We start from the raw sequence: 16,085 nt of genomic DNA on the forward strand, positions 1-16,085 counted from the left end.
TCAGAAGGGCGCTCCCCGAAAGGGTCGAGCGCCCTTCGTCTTTTCGGCAGTCATCGCGCCTTGCCGGACGATGATTGACTTCCTGTCGTCGCGCTCCACTTCAGCACCGTCCGTCCGTCTCAAGCGGGCGGGCCGGGGAGGTCCGGCAGCTCCCGCTGCGGCGGATTTCCCGTCAAACAGACATGCATGCAGGAAACGAAATGCCTCTCAGCAGGAAGAATGGCGCACCGGCGCCAAGGGAACTCGGACTGTTCTGGCCAATGCAGACATCCGAGGGAAAGACCATCGACGTCTATATCTATGCCAGCACGCTGCAATCGTTCGATGCCGATCCGGTTGGACCGGTCGGATTGCTCAAGCGGCATAGAGCTTTGCTCGAGGCCATCGCCAGCGAAAAATACGACCGGGACGGCGCTGGAGATGCCGGTCTGCTGCACATAACCGACGTTGACTTACGCACCGCGCAAACCGGCTTGGCAGACGACGCCGAGGCCGAGCGATAGAACCTGGAGCGTCATCGGCGGGAACGCCACGCACTTCGAGAGCGTTCACGGCCCCGCGCACCGGCTAGTCGAACCGTTTGAGAAGTCCTTCCATGGGCTCAATCGTCCTCGTCGTCGGGGGCGGCTTCTCCTGCGGCGCGGCCCCTTCGCCAGTAGGCGACGGGCAGCACATCCTTCCTGTCGAGCTTCAGTTCGTCGCGCCAGTAGCGGCGGATGGCCTTGAAGGCGGTGTATTCGACGCCGGCCATGGCATGGATGCGGGTTCCAGCCGGCGGCATCTCGACAGCGTGCACGGCATCGACGAGCAGCGCGGTCGTGCCGGCTTGCGCGCCGTTGCGGTGAAGCCAGCGCAGTTGGATATCGGCGTCGTACCGGATCGGCTGCTGCTCGCCCTCGTCCGCGACCTCGATGATCGCTACGCCCTTCGCACTCGCCGGCAAGGATTCGAGCGTTCGCGCGATGACCGGCAGCGCCGTTTCGTCACCGACGAGCCAATACCAGTCGGCCTCCGGCCGGCGACGCCCGGTCGGGCCGCGCACGCCGATGACGTCCCCCGGCCGCGCATTCAGCGCCCAGCGCGAGCCGACACCGTGATCGCCGTGCACCACGAAATCCACGTCGATCGTCCCGGCATCGAGATCGAGGCTGCGCACGGTGTAGGTGCGCACCTGCGGCCGCCTGTCGCCGGCGGGCCAGACGGGCAGGCCGTCCTCGCCCGGCACCGGCCATTCCGGCCTGGCGATGTCTTCGGGCGGCACGAACAGCATGAGGTGAGGGCCATGGGTCGCATAGCGCCCGAGGTCGGTGCCCGACAGGGTGATCCGGCGCATATGCGGCGTCATGTCGGCCACTCGCTCGACCGTCATCTCGCGGAAGTTCGGGAACTGGCTCAGGCCCACGCCGTCGCCGGTCCATGCGAAACGCGGCCGCTCGCCCTGCACGAACTCGATCAGATGGTGCGCCGCAAGCGACTTCATGAAGGCAAGCCCGGTTTCGTCGTCGGCCTTGACGCTCATGACGATATTGTCCGCTCGCGCCTGCATGGAAACCTCTCCAAGGAAGAAGACAGCAGAGGAGCCGCGCTCGATCGGCACGATCTCGGCATCGTGCCCGGCGAAATGCTCGAACACTTGCGCGATGAGGCGTTCGGGATCGGCTATCGCGACCTCGGCCTGCGCTTGAAACGGACGTCTGGCTTCAGCGGGTTCGGTTTGCATGGCGTAACTCCGTAGGACTTGCGGGACCGTCGACCATGATGTGCAGGCGGCCGCGCGAGCAGCGCTCGACACGGGCCTTAACGCCGTAGACGGCGGACAGGATGGAGGGGGAAAGCGCCTCTTCAGGCGATCCCTCGGCGGCCACCGCGCCGCGGTCGAGCACGACAAGGTGGTCGGCCCAGCTCGCGGCGAGCGTCAGGTCGTGGAGCACGACGACGACGATCCGGCCTTCGCGGGCCAACTCGCGCACGATCGTCATGACGTCGAGCTGGTGGCGCAGGTCGAGCGCGCTGGTCGGCTCGTCGAGCAGGAGCAGTTGCGGGGCGCGAACGATCGCCTGCGCGAGGCTGGCAAGCTGGCGCTGGCCGCCGGAGAGCCGGCCGATGCCCTCCATCGCCAGGTCGAGGATGCCGAGCCGGTCCAGCACGTCCACGGCGCGGCGGCGCGTCTGCTGACCGCTGCCGTCGAAGTCCGCCAGCGGCGAGGCCTTCAGCGCGCCGATCACGCCTTCCAGCACCGACAGCTCGGCGTTCTGCGGCAGCGTCTGCGGCATGTAGGCGACGTGTTGCGCCCGCTCGGCAAGTCCGAGTGCGTTGAGATCGCGATCGCCGAGCCGGATCGAACCTGTCGCAGGAACGAGACCGGCCAGCGAGCGCAGCAGGGTCGACTTGCCGGCGGCGTTGGGGCCGACCAGCGCCGTCACCTTGCCGGGTTCAAGCGGCGCGAGGCTCAAGCCTCGCAGCACCGGCCGGTTGCGGTAGCCGGCCGAAAGGTTCGAGATCGTGAGCGCGCGGATGTCTTTCATCACAGGCGCTCCCGGCGGCGGAAGATCAGCGAGAAGAACACCGGCAGGCCGACCAGCGAGGTGACGATGCCGATCGGGACGATGACACCGGGCGCGATGGACTTGCTGGCGATATCGGCCAGCGACATGACGACCGCGCCCGTCAGCGCGCTCGCCGGCAGGAAGAAGCGGTGATCCTCGCCGATCAGGAGCCGCGCGACATGCGGGCCGACCAGGCCGATGAAGCCGATCGTGCCGACGAAGGCGACGGCGGTCGCGGCGAGCAGGCTGATCCGGAACAGCGAGAAGAAGCGCAGCCGCGTCACGTTCACGCCGAAGGAGCGGGCGCGGTCCTCGCCGAGGCGCAGCGCCGTCAGCTTCCACGACGCGCCCAGCGAGAACGGCACGGTCAAAACGACAACGAGGCCGAGGATGGCAATGGATTCCCAGTCGGCGCGCGTCAGGCTGCCCATGCCCCAGAAGACGAGCTGCTGGAGCGCATCGGCCGAGGCGACGAACTGGATCAGCGCCACCAGCGCGTTGAAGGTGAAGACCAGCGCGATGCCGAACATGACGAGGCTGTCGACGCCGGCCCCGCGCATTCCGGTCAGGCTCTGCAACAGCAGCACGGAAGCGAAGGCGAAGAGGAAAGCGTTGCCGGTGACGATCCAGCTTTCCGGCACGCCGGGAAGGCCGATGCCGAGCACGATGGCAAGCGCCGCGCCCAGCGAGGCGGCGGACGACACGCCGAGCGTGAAGGGGCTCGCCAGCGGATTGTCGAGGATGGTCTGCATCTCCGCGCCGGCGAGCGACAAGGCCACGCCGACCAGCACCGCCATGACAGCCGCCGGCATGCGCACGTCCCAGACGATGACGGAGGCCGCACGGGACGCCTCCCCCGGCCACAGGATCGCGCGCAGGGTATCCGCCACGCCGAGGCTCGACGGTCCCGTGGCGAGGTCGACGAGGAAGGATGCGACGAGGACCATACCGAGCCCGAGCACCATCACGGTCCGCCGCAAGGTCTGCCGCTCATAGGCAACAAGCACGGCCTCGCGGCGATCCGGAACCGGATCGTCCGGATTGACGATATCCTCCGTCACTGGCGTTCACCGGGCGGTCGGTCCGTGGCCGGGTCGAGGCTTGTCCAGAACGGCCCCTCCAGCGGCGTCTTCAGGAAACGCCGGTTGATCTCGTCAAGCGTCGCCTGCGGGTCGACATCGGCGAAAAGCTCAGGGTGGAGCCACTTCGCCAGCGCCTCGAAGGTCACGAAGCTCAAAGGGGATCTCATGAGATACGAGTCGAGCGCATGGACGCGGCCGCTGCGGACCGCGGCAAGTTCGCGAAGTCCCGGCTCCTGCTTCAGCGCTTCGAGCGAGGCCATGCCCTGCGCCGGACTGCGCGGCCGGCCGAACATCGAACGGGAATCGGAGAATGGGTCGATGGCGACGAAGACGTCCGGGTCGCGCTCGATAATGGATTCGAGGCTGAACTGAACGGGGCCACCCTTCGTGACTCCGGCGATGTTCTCCACACCCAGCCCCCCGAAATAGGCCGTCACGCCATTATCCGGCGATGCCAGACAGCATGGCACGCCGCGGCCGTGCGGCATCATGAGCAACGTCGGCCGCGCAAGTCCGGGTGTCAGGCGATCGGTTATCGTCCGTACATGCCGGCGATAAAAGCCGATGAACTCGGCCGCCTTGCCCTCCGCGCCGAGGACCCGGCCGAGAATCTCGAAGCTTCGATCGGTGTCCCTGACGGGGTTGGAATCGAAGTCGACATAAACGACGGGAACGCCCGCCTTGGCGAAGGCGCTTTCCATGACCTGCGACTGGGCCCCGGATGATCGTCCGGCAATGACGATATCCGGCTCCAGTCCGAGCGCCTTCTCGATCGAAAAAGTGCCCGACCACGTGCTTCCCACACGCGGCTTGCCGGACAGGTCCTGCTCGGCTTCGGGCAAGGCGTCCGCGGGATTTCCGCCGACGCCGACAATCCGCTCCGCGGCCTCCTTGTCGAGGATCGCGAGTGCCGGATACCAGGACGGCGCCGCCAGGAGAATGCGCCTTGCCGGGGCCGCGATCGTCACCGCGCGGCCTTCGATATCGGTCAGCACTATCTCGGCAGATGCAAATTGAACGCTCGCGAGGAACGCGCAGAGCGAAAGCGTCAGCGCTAAACAGCATGAGTATAAGTGCGGCAAGGCGCGGAAGGGCTCAGCTTTCGCAGCCCTTCCTGTTGTCAAACTAGCTCGAAATTCTGAGCTTCGCATGGATGGATCGCTGCCATTCAACATCAGAAGTTGAAGGTGGTTGAGAGGCGGAATGTACGAGGATCGCTTCTCATGAGGTTGCCCGCCGTGGGATGCGAGGACTTCCAATACCTTTCGTTGAATACGTTATCTATATTGAAATTTATCGTGACGGGCTTATCGTTCCAGGCCGAGTCGAAGGTGTAACGCGCACCGAGGTCGAGCTGTGTCCACGCCGGGATCGTAAGGTCGGGCCTGCGGTTAAGAGCCACGACATCGCCGGTATGGGTCAGGCGCCCCGTCAATGTCAGCCCCTCGATAAACGGCGTATCCCATTCGGCGCCGATCACCGCCCGGACTCTCGGCGTGTTCGCGGCTCTCCAGCCGTTGCGGCCGCTGTCATTTTTGGTCTGGCGCGCGTCCATGAAGGTGACGCCGCCAAGGAACCTCACGCCGTCGAGCAATTCGCCATAGGCTGCCAACTCGACACCGCGGTTTCTTTGCTCGCCGTCCAGCGTCAGCCTCGGCAGCCCCCCTGCGGGGTCATCAATGGACATCGTGCTCGGCTGGGTGATGTGGAACACTGCCAAGGTGGTCGTGACCGAACCCCAATCCACCTTGACGCCCGCCTCATACTGCTCGCTCGCATAAGGAGGAAATACTTCGCCGGCATTGGCATAGGTTCTGCCGACAATCGATCCCACTTCCAGCGCCTGAATATAGTTGGCGTATAGTGCTACGTTGTCCCATGGCTTGACGACCAAGGCGAAGGACGGCGACCATGCCGACGATTTATATTCTGTCGTCTGGATGTTGGTCGAGGAAAATTGGAAACTGTGAGCTTCTATTTCATTGTAGCGCACGCCGGCAGTGAACTGGATGCGATCGTCCAGGAATGACAGCGTGTCCGCGATGGCGATGCTGGAAGCCGTGTTCTCAACGGCCGGCAGGATTTCTTGGTGCGCGGGAAAAACGGGTGTCGTAGGGAAAATCGGATCATAGAGAGAGCCAACGGGAATGATATCGCCGGCCCCGGCGCCAGCCCGGCTCAGCGGGGTAGAAGCGTAGTCCCATCCGATCCGTGACAGATCGAAGCTGAACGCGTGACCAACAGAGCCGGTGTCAAATGTGGCCCTGACACCGCCCTGCATGGACAAGACGTCTACGCTGTCACGGAATCTGGCGGGCCGGATGCCGACCGAGCCGGCACTATCGAGCAGCAGCAGATCATCGTCGGTAGACGCACCTTCGTACCGTTGCTTACCAATGGCGGCATAAGCCGTCACATTGTCGAGGATATCGACCTCTCCTCGAAGCATTCCCAGCGTGACCTCATGCGACCCTTCTGCCCAGGAAGGCGAAAACGCGATCTCGTTGCTTGGCGCGTCCGGTATCTTGGACAGCGATGCAAGAACCCCTCTAACGCCATTGATCGTAAGAGTGCTGCTGGGCGCGTTGAGTCTTGACGACTGGTGCGCTAAATCGGCTGACACCCGGACGCGCTCGCCGCGATAGTCGAGATTGAGTGCCGCGTTGCGGAACCTCGACTCCTGGGTGTCTACCGGCGTATCCCCTCCGTCGAGGGAGCCGTTGAAACGGATGCCGAATTCCTTGTCGTCACCGAAGCGTCGCCCAAGATCGACATGGGCGCCGAACTGCGAGTCCGACATGTATCGTGTGGTCAGTTGGGTCAGGGGCTCGTCGCCGGCCCTTTTGGTGACCAGATCGACGGTCCCCCCAAGAGCCCCGTGCCCGTTCATGGCCGTGCCCTTCAGGAGCGCGTTTGGTCCGCGCAGCACCTCGACGCGTTCGATGAAATCGGTGGACGGATAGTTCAGGGGCGCCATGCCCGGCAGCCCGTTCAGGCTATTGCTTCCCGTATATGTCTGGACCGGAAATCCTCGAAAGGTCCACCAATCGTTTCTTCCGCCGCCTTTGGTCCCTATGATGACGGACGGTTCATTCGCCATCACGTCGTTGAGAGTTCGCGCCTGCTGGTCCTGGATGGTCTTGTTTGTATAGCTGGTCTGGCTGAACGGGGTGTTCAGCACGCTGCGGTTGCCGAGCATGCCGACCTGCCCACCACGCGCGACCTGGCCGCCGGCGTATTCAGGCGGCAGCTCGCCGAGCGTGGAATTGGGATTCCCCTGCCCTTGGATGACGATCTGCTGAAGCATTGTCGACCCGTCATCCGCAACGGTGCCCGCGCTGGCGTTCGCGGGGTCGATGATGGTCACGGTGTCGCCGCTGACGCGATAGGTAAGACCCGAACCCGTGAGAAGCCGGTCGAGCGCCTCGCTGCGCGTGAGCGACCCGCTGACACCGGGGGAATTTTTTCCGCGCACGAGGCTAGCATCGAAGAAGAGCTGGGAGCCGGTGGTGTTGGAAAACTGTACGAGGGCACTGGAGAGAGGCTGCGAGGGAATGCTGTAGGATGTGCGGTTGGTCTGTCCCGCCGTGTTTGCGGTCTGAGCATGGGCCGGGAACGCATATACCGCGCTAACCGCGACAAGGGCGGTCGTCAGCATCAGGCAGAGGATGAACGGCGACGCCGTAGCAGCCGGGATTGCTGTGATGTTTCGTGCGTTTCTGATCGTTTCCTCGGCCTGCATTCGCCCGGTCCCCATGTCTGACAGGCCCGCAAAGAGCGAGCAAGATTGCGTCTATGAGGGCCGGTTTCGACAGGCCCTCATATTGTTAGACACCTGAGCGCGCCCAACTAATGATCGGCCGAGCGATTTTTTTCAGAAGATCCGCAAACCTAGCGGCGATAGACGACGGCGATGATCCCGTCCGGGTTCAGCACGTGGATCGGCAGGGTGTCGGCGATGGTCCTCAGCGCCGCCTCGGCCTGCTGCGTCTCGAAGATGGCCGTCACCGGAATGTTGCCGATGCTGTCGTCCATCAGCACGATCCTGCCGCGCCGGTAGCGCTCCAGTTCCCGCAGGACGGTGCGCAGCGGCACGTCCTCGAACACGATGCGATCCTGCCGCCACGCCTGAGCGGTTCGCAGATCGGTCCGCTGCACGGGATCGATGCCGCCGGCGGAATAGCTCACCTGCCAGCCTTCGCCGACCTCGACCGGATCGACGGCAGGAAGCTCGACCGAAACGGAATGCTCCACGACCGTGACCGTCACGGTGTCGTCGCTGGACTTCACATCGAACTGCGTGCCAAGGGCGCGGGTAGCGCCCGCACCGGCCTCGGCGACGAACGGACGGGACACGTCGGGCGCAACGGTGAAGAACCCTTGTCCCCTGTGAAGCGTGAGGCGTCTTTCCCGCCCGGTGAAATTCACTGACAGCGACGAATAGCTCCCGAGCTCCACCGTGCTGCCATCGGCCAGCGTGAAGGTGCGACGTTCGCCGATACCCGTCGTGTGGTCCGCAAACACGCCCGGCCGGGTCAGGACGTAGGCGCCCGGCATGACGATGGCAGCCACCAACCCGCCGAGAAGGAGATCGCGGCGACCGATACGCCCGGCTTTGCGAAGCCGTTCATATTCAGGCTTGATGATGTCGAAGCGATCCCACAGCGCCTGCGCGCGCTCATAGGCGGCCGCATGGGCAGGATCGGCCGCAATCCATTGCGCGAAAGCGCGCCGGTCCTCGGGGCTGGCTTTCTCGTCCTTGATGCGAACGAACCATTCCAGCGCTTCCATGTAGATCGGATCGGTCTCGTATTCCTTCATGTGCTTCCGGTCGCGCCTCAAGGTTCCTTGGCCATCGCTTCGCTGGCGACGCCGATTCAGGCCCTCTATTCATTAAGACACTTTGGAAACGACAGCTAATGAGCGAGGCGCGAAATTTTCTCAAATCCGCCGGTCAAGTTCCGCCATGGCGGTCACGACCAGGGTGATGACCGTATTGCGCGATATGCCCATCCGCTCGGCGACGTCATCGTAGGAGAGGCCCTCGATCTTGTTAAAGACGAAGGCTTCCCTGCGCCGCGGCGGCAAGGCCGCGACCACCTCGAGAAGGTGACGCAGTTCGCTGCGGTAAAGCGCGACCGTTTCCGGCGTGGGGCGCAGATCGGCGACCTCGGAAAGATCGGCATCGGAGATTTCGATGTCGGCGCGGCGTCTGGCATCGCGCAGATGATTGAGCGCCAGATTGCGGACGGCCCGCGCCACATAGGCCGAGTTCGGTGTATTGTCGTCGAGCCTGTCCAGTATGTTTGCGAACGCCTGCTGCACCACGTCTTCGGCCGTCGTCGGATTTCCGACAATCCGACGCACGAACGAACGAAGGCGGCCGTGTTCGGCTTCATACAGCTTCGTTATGTCAAGCACGCGAACGGTCATGAAGGAGAAGCAACCTGAAATGTTGGCCACTGTGGCCTTGGTTTCCCCATTCGCTTATCATTTTGAATTTCCCGTTCAATCGCAACGATTTAGACAAGCTCTAAAATGAACGCCGAAACTTGCGTTTTATTGTCATGTTTTATTTATGAAAAACATTGGTTTCGTGGCTGGGAACAGTTCTACGGGTCGCATCGGGCACAAATGCGCTTTTCCAATCACTGTTGCGTAGTCGCAACGATTCTGCCGCCGTGGAACCGCGCCGAGCCGGCAAGACGACGCTTGTCCGAAGGATGGGTGAAGCCGGCCGGATTTCGACCCTCGCACGTCGAGCCCGCCGACCCTCTGTCTTGAAAAAGCACCGTCACACGGAGGAGCCGTGCCTGGCCGATACTATTCGGCCGGGGAGCCGGAGCGACGAGTGCAGCCCGAAACCCGGCTTTTAGGGAAATCCGCCTTCCGGTTCTATAGAGCCGATCGCACATCCGTCTGCGCGAAATCCTCGCCCACATACAGCAGCGGGCAGTCATTCTCGATGGCGACTTCATACGAAAAGCAGTCGCCATAGTTCAGCGAGGCCGGGTAAAGACCCTTGCCCCAGCGGCCATGGGCATCGGCGATCCGGCGGGCGGAGGCGGCCGTCACCGATACGATCTCGAAGCCGAGCCCGGCAATCAACACGCCGACCTCTTCGCCGACATTGCGCCGCGCGGCAACGATCAACGCTTCGGCAACGGTCCCGGCAGAGATCAACAGTCCATCGGCCTGTTCGATCGCCCTCATGCAGGCTTGGCTCTGCGGCTCATCCAGAACGATTGCCATGAGCGCCGACGTGTCGACGGCGATCACGCAGGCCTCCCATCGTCGTCATAGAGAAAGTCCTGGCTGCGTGCGGCGCCCGGTCCCGGCAGCGCCTTGGCCGCCGCCGCCGCCCTGACTTTTCCATCAACGCGCGCCGACCCTTGAGACCGGGCGCCGCCGCCATCGCGACCAGGCGCACGATCTCATGGCCACGACGGGTCAGGATGACCTCGTCGCCCGCTTCGGCCCGCCTCACCAGCTCGGTGAGTTGCCCTTTGGCCTCGCTTACAGACACGCGCATCGTTCACGCTCCTTCCCGCATCTCTCATCCCATAGATGGTCCATGATATGGTCCAAGTCAACGACGGAGGAGGAGGAGGAGGAGGAGAAAGTGAAAGGAACGGGCCGATACGCTGCCGGCCATTCCTCTTGCCGTACCCCACGCCGAAGGCCGAGCCGGAATCCGACATGAACGGCAGCGCATAGACGGCCAACCGGCAACGCGTCAAACAGCCTGGCGCCCCGGATTGCGCCCCTCACCGGACGCACCCTAGACAGCGAGCGCAAGTCGCGCCCCCGATTCCTCGGCGAAAAAGTTGAGTTTCGAGCGATCCAGCGTGCAATTCAGCCTGTCGTTCGGCGCGACCGGGAAGTTCACGTTCACTCTCGCGATCATCTGGCCGACCTGCGTTTGCAGGAACACAAACTTCTCCGCGCCGACGAATTCCACAAGCACGACATCCGCCGGAAAGTCGCCTTCTTCGGCATCGAAGGTGATGTGCTCTGGACGCACGCCCAGCGTCACGGGGCCGTTGTCGGCCCCCGGCGGCGTCGGGCCTACCAACGGAACCCTGATGCGCATCCCCGTGCAGGAGAACGTCAACTCGCTTCCGCTGATCACGATATCTCCCTTGAGCAGGTTCATCGGCGGGCTTCCCATGAAGGTCGCGACGAACACGCTGTTGGGTGCGTTGTAGATCTCCGCCGGCGCTCCGATCTGCTGCACGCGCCCCTTCTCGATGACGACAATGCGATCAGACATGGTCATGGCTTCCAGCTGGTCATGCGTCACGAAAACCGTGGTGCAGCCGATCTGGCGTTGAAGCTTCACCAGCTCGGCGCGCATGATCATCCGCAGCTTTGCATCGAGATTGCTGAGCGGCTCATCGAGCAACAGCACGTCGGGATCACGGATAATGGCGCGGCCGAGCGCAACGCGCTGCTGCTCGCCGCCGGAGATCTGCCGGGGCTTGCGCTCCAGCAGGGATTCGATGTGCAGGAGCTTGGAAACCCACTCGACCTTTTCCTGCCGCTGTTTTGCGGGGACGCCGCGCTTCTTGAGGCCGTACTGCAGATTGTCGGTGACGCGCAGATGCGGATAGAGCGCATAGTTCTGAAAAACCATCGCGACATTGCGGTTCTGGACGGGCACGTCGTTGATCCTCCGCCCGCCAAACAGGATGTCGCCGCTCGACGGCTCTTCGAGACCGGCGATCATGCGCATCGTCGTGGTCTTTCCGCAGCCGCTGGGTCCAACGAGGGTCAGGAGTTCACCCGGCTCGATCGTCAGGTCCTCGATGAGGATGGATTGTTCATCCTTGCGAAAGGACTTCGTCACCGCCGACAGGGTGACCCGGGTAGGGAGCGACTTTCTCATGCGTCAATTCCTTTTTCTAATACCCGCATGCTCAGTTCTTGGTGGCGCCGGCGCTCAGGTCGGGTAGCAGCCTTCGCTGCAGAAGGGAGAACAAGGCGAGGATGGGGATCGTCGTCAAAATTGAGGCAGCCATCAGCACACCCCACTCGGATGTCAGTTCGTTCGCGTAGCTCGCGATGCCGATCGGAACGGTCTTCCTCTCGGGCGAGGAGATGAGGACCGAGGCAAACAGATATTCGTCCCACGCCAGGATGAAGGTGAAGATGGCCGTGGAAATGACCCCGGGGCTGACCTGTGGAATGACGATCTCGATGAAGGCGGTAAAACGCGATGCCCCGTCGATCATCGCCGCCTCCTCGGTGTCCATGGAAACCGACTCGAAATAGGAGCGCAGAAGCCAGATCGAGAACGGCAGGGCGAAGGTCGTCGTCGCCAGGATCAGGGCGAAGGGTGTGTTCGACAGGCCGAGCTTCGAGATGATGAGGAAGATCGGCACGAGCATGAGAACCGGCGGAAACAGGTAGGTAAAGAGCACGATGGTCGCGATCGCCTGCCGGCCGCGATACTGGTAACGGGTCAGGCTGTAGGCAGCGAGCGTTCCCAGGACGATGACGATCACGACCGTTCCGCCGGCGACGAGGAGGCTGTTGCGCACCCAGATCATGAAATCGCCGTTAAACAGGCGGGCGTAGTTGCCGAATTCCAGCACCTGCGGAAGGAGCGTCGGCGGGACGCTGTTGTTTTCCTGGTCGTTCTTCAAAGAGGAGGAGATCATCCAGATCAGCGGAAAGTTGATCGTGAGAATGACGCTCCAGGCCAGGATGGTGAACCAGATCTTCTTTGTTCTCGCGCCTCTGCTCATGCGTTCTTCCCCAGCGGTTTGGCCAGCCAGAAATAAATGACGAAGAAGATCGCCAGCGCAGCCAGACCAAGATCGGCCACCGCCGCGGCGACGCCCAACTGCATCTGTCCGAAGGCGAGTTGGTAAATCATGATGGGAATGGTCTGCGTCCGGCCGGCCGGCCCGCCCCCCGTCATCAGCGCGATCGTGTTGAAATCGTTGAAGTCCCAGATGAAGCGAAGGAAAATCGACACGATGAGCACGGATCGCAGTTGCGGCAGCGTGATGTCCCAAAACATCGACCACTGGCTGGCGCCATCGATCCGCGCAGCCTCGTAGAGCTGGCGGGGAATGTTCTGGAGCCGCCCGAGCGATGCGATCACGATGAACGGAAAACACCGCCAGGCATTGACGACGATGACGCCGGCCAGGGCATAGTTGGGGTCTGAAATCCAGGCGATCCTGTGTTCGAGCAGCCCGATGTCGATCAGGATCTGGTTGACGATCCCATAGGTGTCGTTGAACATCCACCGCCAGACCGCCGCGGCCACGACGACCGGCAGGAGATAGGGGAAGATGGCAAGGCTGCGCGCGGCCGCCCGCCCGTAGAACTGCTGGTTGAGCAGGAGCGCCACCAGCACACCGAGAACCGTTTCGATGATCAGCGAGCCGAATGCGAACTTGAAATTGGTTATCAGCGCATTGAGAAAGGTCGGGGCTTCCAGAATGGTTTGAAAATTCCGGATCCCGTTGAACCGGGTGTTCAGGGTGATTTCCTGCACACGCTGGAACGCCAGGGACACGCCCCAGAGCATCGGCCCCAGGATGACGATCGCGAACACCAGCGCCGCAGGCGCGATCAGCGCGATGCCCAGGGCATTGTCATTGCGCCGCGGGACGAGGAACGAACGCCAGACCCCGGCCCGTCGACCGTCCGCATCCGTCTCATGCGTTGTTTCCGTCGAATTCACCGACCCCTCCCAAGTTCGATGCATGAGGCCTTCAGGCGGCGGCCGACCGGTGCGTGGTGACCTTCGCCGTTCCGGCCGTCGTCGTCTCTCCCGCCTGGTTTTCGATCCACACCTTGAGGTCTATGGCCGTTCGGCCGTCAGGCAGTTCGCGGGCCTCGACGACCTTCGCATGCGGTGTCACAGTGTCTCCCGGCCGCACCATCTTGATGTAGCTGACGGAAATGCTGCCGCCATCCCAATAGTCCTTGCCGAAGGTGCGCACCATCAATTCGTTGAGGATCGTGGTGAGCTGGCTTCCCTGCGCGACGGCGCCGCCCAACCCGAAGCCTGTGGCCATCTCGGGATCGGTGTGGATGTTCCGGTTGTGCATGCCGGTATAGGCCCGCATCTTCTCGAGCGTGATGGTCTTTTCTATGATCGGAAACTGCATGATATCCTCCTCTGCTACTTGGCTTGGAAACCTTCGTCCAAAACCATAAGGACCCGTTCATCCAGAAGCAGTAGCGTGCCGTCCGCATCGGAAAACTTGAGTTCATAGGTAATGAACTTCCTGCCGCGCTTCTCGTATTTCGATTTCAGGTGGCCCGTCCCCGTGACCTCCATGCCGACACGGGCCGGCTTGTAGAAAGTCGAGGCGTGCTTGGCCCGGACGCTTTGCCCGATCGTGCTGTTGTGGAACTTGTAGATGAGTTCGGTTCCCCACAGACGCGAAATCAGATCGACGGGCGCGATGCGGCCTTTGCCGGGCTTCATTTCGTCGTCGCTGGCGCCGGGCAGCCAATCGGAGCTGAGGTCGGCCGCCTCCAAGTGCTGGTCGACCATCTCGTCGGTGACGACGAACGTCACCGCGCCGGACTGAACGCCCAAGGGAACGTCCTCCCATGCTATCTTCATCTGGGTTCTCCTCCTCGCGATCCGCCTTCTGCAGATGCCGTGGGAGCACGATACGGCAGGCGGCAAAGCCCGCACAATCGCGATTAGTTCAGCCATTGTGCAGAAAGTTGAGCGGCTTCGCGGCCCGTCGGATGTGGCGGGCTACCGGCGGCGACGGATCGCTCCTCGCGAAGATTTGCATGAATTCCCCGGCGTTTTACGCTATAGAACGAGACGGAGGAGTTCGCGCAAAGCAGTCATAAGCTTGCACAAAGGATGGGTGGGAGATGATCTATGCCGGCGCCGGACAGGCGATTACCAATATCAATCTTAAGTTGATTCAGGCTTTTCTTCTTGTGGCTGAAAGCAACAGCTTCAAGGAGGCAGCCGATGCGACGGGACGGTCTCAATCGGCCGTCAGCGCCCAGATCCGGCAGTTGGAGAGCCAGATCGGTGTGCAGCTGTTTCACCGCACGACGCGCCGCGTGGCGGTCACGGCGGAAGGCCGGCAGCTTCTCGGCCATGTCAAACGCTCGATGGCCGAGTTGCAGTCGGGGTTGAAGCAGATCCGCGATTCCGTCGAAATGCGGCGGCGGCGGATACGGTTCTCCTGTTCGCCGATCATCGCCGCGCATTACGTGCCGACGATCCTTGCAACCTTCGCGCAACAGTTCCCCAATGTGGAGGTCTATGTCGACGAGGTCGGATCGGCGGGAATTCTCGAGGGCGTCAGGAATGGAACGTCGGCCTTTGCCGTCGGCGAGACGAAGGGCGATCCGGGACTGGACTGCGATGTCTTCCTGGAAGATTCCGCTTATGCGGTCATTCCCTGCCATCTCTACAGCACGCAGGGCACCACGATCACGCTGGCCGATGTCTCGCGCCTTCCCCTGGTCATGCTGAATTCGTCGACGCCCATGCGCACCCTTGTCGAGGACGCGATGAAGAAAAACGACATGACGCTCGGATGTCGTTATGAATTCACGCAGACGGAAACCCTGATCCGTATGGCCGAGGCAGGCATCGGCGCGGCGATCGTTCCCTGCTACACCCTGCCCATCGTTCTGAAGCCGAGCGTGCAGGCGCTGCGGATCGTCGAGCCCAACATCATCCGCAGGATCGGCATCGTGACCCCGCGCGGCGAGAAACTGTCCAAGACGGCCGCCCACCTCGCCAATGTCGTCAAACGCGTCATCGTGGCGGAGAGCATCAGGACCAAGGCACCGTCTTCAAACGAGCGCCCTGAACATGATCTCCTGACATCGTAGGAACAGGCCGGACGGCAGGTTTCGCAGAATCGAAAAGATCGGGCGTAACACCGAAGGTGGCGACCGATCTTTTTTGGCATTTCGCGATCCCGGGCAATGTCCGCCAAGCCCTCAGGCGGAAAAGACGCTCCCGTCCGGCGTCATGCGGTGGAGATCGGGAAACGGATAGGGCACCGCCGGGCCGTTCGCGAAAGGCAGCGCAACCACGGCGACGCCCGGCGCGGATTCCAGGCCCCTCTCGTTCAGGATGCCGATTTCGAGGTCGATAAGGCCGAAGGCGTCGAGCTTGCGCTTGCCGGTCACCTTCGCCCACGTCGACAACGTCTCCCCGACGACGTTCATCGCGCGGAACTGGAACTTCATTTTCCAGACCCAGCCGGACTGGCCGACCCAGTCCTTCAGCAGATTGGCGATGAACTGCTGCTTCAACGACCCGCTGATCAACAGGCCGGGCAGCCTATCGTGTTCGACGGCGAAGGCGGCATCGTAATGGATCTTGTGCCAGTTCTCGACCGCCGCCGACCAGCGCATGAGATGAGCGGTCGTCAGCGGGCCCTTCACGAGGGGTTCGATCGATTGCCCGATCTCGACCTCGTCATAACAAATCCTGTGCATC

16 protein-coding genes and 1 pseudogene are annotated in these 16,085 nt (G+C 62.6%); 2 read left to right on the forward strand and 15 right to left on the reverse strand.

Annotated features, from left to right (window positions below; translation table 11 throughout):
* Positions 1–200 precede the first annotated feature (200 nt).
* Positions 201–503, forward strand: coding sequence for a hypothetical protein (locus ACIIOY_RS15575; RefSeq protein WP_411035593.1), 303 nt, complete (start codon positions 201–203; stop codon positions 501–503).
* 98 nt (positions 504–601) lie between these two features.
* On the opposite strand, the gene ACIIOY_RS15580 is transcribed toward ACIIOY_RS15575, so the two are convergent.
* The 14 genes and pseudogenes from ACIIOY_RS15580 to ACIIOY_RS15645 all read right to left on the reverse strand — a co-directional run bounded on the left by ACIIOY_RS15580 (position 602) and on the right by ACIIOY_RS15645 (position 14,222).
* Positions 602–1,720, reverse strand: a complete 1,119-nt coding sequence (locus ACIIOY_RS15580; protein WP_411035594.1) for a DUF2218 domain-containing protein — start codon at positions 1,718–1,720, stop codon at positions 602–604.
* Complete coding sequence (locus ACIIOY_RS15585; protein WP_411035595.1) at positions 1,701–2,525, reverse strand: ABC transporter ATP-binding protein; 825 nt, start codon at positions 2,523–2,525, stop codon at positions 1,701–1,703. Before ACIIOY_RS15585 ends, ACIIOY_RS15580 begins: the two co-directional genes overlap by 20 nt.
* Positions 2,525–3,607 (reverse strand): FecCD family ABC transporter permease, encoded by a 1,083-nt coding sequence (locus ACIIOY_RS15590; protein WP_411035596.1) that lies wholly within the window; start codon positions 3,605–3,607, stop codon positions 2,525–2,527. The genes ACIIOY_RS15585 and ACIIOY_RS15590 overlap by 1 nt, the downstream gene beginning before the upstream one ends.
* Positions 3,604–4,779, reverse strand: coding sequence for an ABC transporter substrate-binding protein (locus ACIIOY_RS15595; protein ID WP_411035597.1), 1,176 nt, complete (start codon positions 4,777–4,779; stop codon positions 3,604–3,606). The genes ACIIOY_RS15590 and ACIIOY_RS15595 overlap by 4 nt, the downstream gene beginning before the upstream one ends.
* 23 nt (positions 4,780–4,802) lie before the next feature.
* Positions 4,803–7,370, reverse strand: coding sequence for a TonB-dependent siderophore receptor (locus tag ACIIOY_RS15600; protein ID WP_411035598.1), 2,568 nt, complete (start codon positions 7,368–7,370; stop codon positions 4,803–4,805).
* A 149-nt stretch (positions 7,371–7,519) separates the two neighbouring features.
* Entirely contained in the window at positions 7,520–8,419 is a 900-nt protein-coding gene (locus ACIIOY_RS15605; RefSeq protein ID WP_411035599.1) for a FecR family protein, read from the reverse strand.
* 150 nt (positions 8,420–8,569) lie between these two features.
* A complete protein-coding gene (locus ACIIOY_RS15610; RefSeq protein WP_411035600.1) occupies positions 8,570–9,091 on the reverse strand; it encodes an RNA polymerase sigma factor in 522 nt (173 codons plus the stop codon).
* Between the two features lie 432 nt (positions 9,092–9,523).
* Positions 9,524–9,907 (reverse strand): type II toxin-antitoxin system VapC family toxin, encoded by a 384-nt coding sequence (locus ACIIOY_RS15615; protein ID WP_411035601.1) that lies wholly within the window; start codon positions 9,905–9,907, stop codon positions 9,524–9,526.
* Positions 9,904–10,160, reverse strand: a pseudogene (locus ACIIOY_RS15620) (type II toxin-antitoxin system Phd/YefM family antitoxin). The gene ACIIOY_RS15615 and the pseudogene ACIIOY_RS15620 overlap by 4 nt, the downstream one beginning before the upstream one ends.
* Positions 10,161–10,409: 249 nt before the next feature.
* Positions 10,410–11,516 (reverse strand): ABC transporter ATP-binding protein, encoded by a 1,107-nt coding sequence (locus tag ACIIOY_RS15625; protein WP_411035602.1) that lies wholly within the window; start codon positions 11,514–11,516, stop codon positions 10,410–10,412.
* A 31-nt stretch (positions 11,517–11,547) separates the two neighbouring features.
* The gene (locus ACIIOY_RS15630) at positions 11,548–12,378 is read right to left on the reverse strand and encodes a carbohydrate ABC transporter permease (protein ID WP_411035603.1); all 831 of its coding nucleotides are present in this window, start codon (positions 12,376–12,378) and stop codon (positions 11,548–11,550) included.
* Complete coding sequence (locus ACIIOY_RS15635) at positions 12,375–13,328, reverse strand: carbohydrate ABC transporter permease (RefSeq protein ID WP_411035604.1); 954 nt, start codon at positions 13,326–13,328, stop codon at positions 12,375–12,377. The genes ACIIOY_RS15630 and ACIIOY_RS15635 overlap by 4 nt, the downstream gene beginning before the upstream one ends.
* A gap of 31 nt (positions 13,329–13,359) precedes the next feature.
* Positions 13,360–13,758, reverse strand: a complete 399-nt coding sequence (locus ACIIOY_RS15640) for a MaoC family dehydratase (protein WP_411035605.1) — start codon at positions 13,756–13,758, stop codon at positions 13,360–13,362.
* 14 nt (positions 13,759–13,772) lie between these two features.
* Complete coding sequence (locus tag ACIIOY_RS15645; RefSeq protein ID WP_411035606.1) at positions 13,773–14,222, reverse strand: MaoC family dehydratase; 450 nt, start codon at positions 14,220–14,222, stop codon at positions 13,773–13,775.
* A gap of 266 nt (positions 14,223–14,488) precedes the next feature.
* Here ACIIOY_RS15645 and ACIIOY_RS15650 point away from each other — a divergent pair, with 266 nt between their 5' ends.
* Positions 14,489–15,469, forward strand: coding sequence for a LysR family transcriptional regulator (locus ACIIOY_RS15650; protein ID WP_411035607.1), 981 nt, complete (start codon positions 14,489–14,491; stop codon positions 15,467–15,469).
* 111 nt (positions 15,470–15,580) lie between these two features.
* On the opposite strand, the gene ACIIOY_RS15655 is transcribed toward ACIIOY_RS15650, so the two are convergent.
* Positions 15,581–16,084, reverse strand: a complete 504-nt coding sequence (locus tag ACIIOY_RS15655; RefSeq protein WP_411035608.1) for a hotdog family protein — start codon at positions 16,082–16,084, stop codon at positions 15,581–15,583.
* Position 16,085: the final 1 nt, after the last annotated feature.

The sequence above is a fragment of the Shinella agrisoli genome (genome assembly GCF_046557955.1).
GTDB lineage: Bacteria > Pseudomonadota > Alphaproteobacteria > Rhizobiales > Rhizobiaceae > Shinella.

What these genes read in the sequence shown, in the direction of transcription:
- ACIIOY_RS15575 (WP_411035593.1), top strand. Translation starts at nt 201, where the DNA reads ATGCCTCTCAGCAGGAAGAATGGCGCACCGGCGCCAAGGGAACTCGGA.
- ACIIOY_RS15580 (WP_411035594.1), bottom strand. Translation starts at nt 1,720, where the DNA reads ATGCAAACCGAACCCGCTGAAGCCAGACGTCCGTTTCAAGCGCAGGCC.
- ACIIOY_RS15585 (WP_411035595.1), bottom strand. Translation starts at nt 2,525, where the DNA reads ATGAAAGACATCCGCGCGCTCACGATCTCGAACCTTTCGGCCGGCTAC.
- ACIIOY_RS15595 (WP_411035597.1), bottom strand. Translation starts at nt 4,779, where the DNA reads ATGCGAAGCTCAGAATTTCGAGCTAGTTTGACAACAGGAAGGGCTGCG.
- ACIIOY_RS15600 (WP_411035598.1), bottom strand. Translation starts at nt 7,370, where the DNA reads ATGCAGGCCGAGGAAACGATCAGAAACGCACGAAACATCACAGCAATC.
- ACIIOY_RS15605 (WP_411035599.1), bottom strand. Translation starts at nt 8,419, where the DNA reads ATGGAAGCGCTGGAATGGTTCGTTCGCATCAAGGACGAGAAAGCCAGC.
- ACIIOY_RS15625 (WP_411035602.1), bottom strand. Translation starts at nt 11,516, where the DNA reads ATGAGAAAGTCGCTCCCTACCCGGGTCACCCTGTCGGCGGTGACGAAG.
- ACIIOY_RS15630 (WP_411035603.1), bottom strand. Translation starts at nt 12,378, where the DNA reads ATGAGCAGAGGCGCGAGAACAAAGAAGATCTGGTTCACCATCCTGGCC.
- ACIIOY_RS15640 (WP_411035605.1), bottom strand. Translation starts at nt 13,758, where the DNA reads ATGCAGTTTCCGATCATAGAAAAGACCATCACGCTCGAGAAGATGCGG.
- ACIIOY_RS15645 (WP_411035606.1), bottom strand. Translation starts at nt 14,222, where the DNA reads ATGAAGATAGCATGGGAGGACGTTCCCTTGGGCGTTCAGTCCGGCGCG.
- ACIIOY_RS15650 (WP_411035607.1), top strand. Translation starts at nt 14,489, where the DNA reads ATGATCTATGCCGGCGCCGGACAGGCGATTACCAATATCAATCTTAAG.
- ACIIOY_RS15655 (WP_411035608.1), bottom strand. Translation starts at nt 16,084, where the DNA reads ATGCACAGGATTTGTTATGACGAGGTCGAGATCGGGCAATCGATCGAA.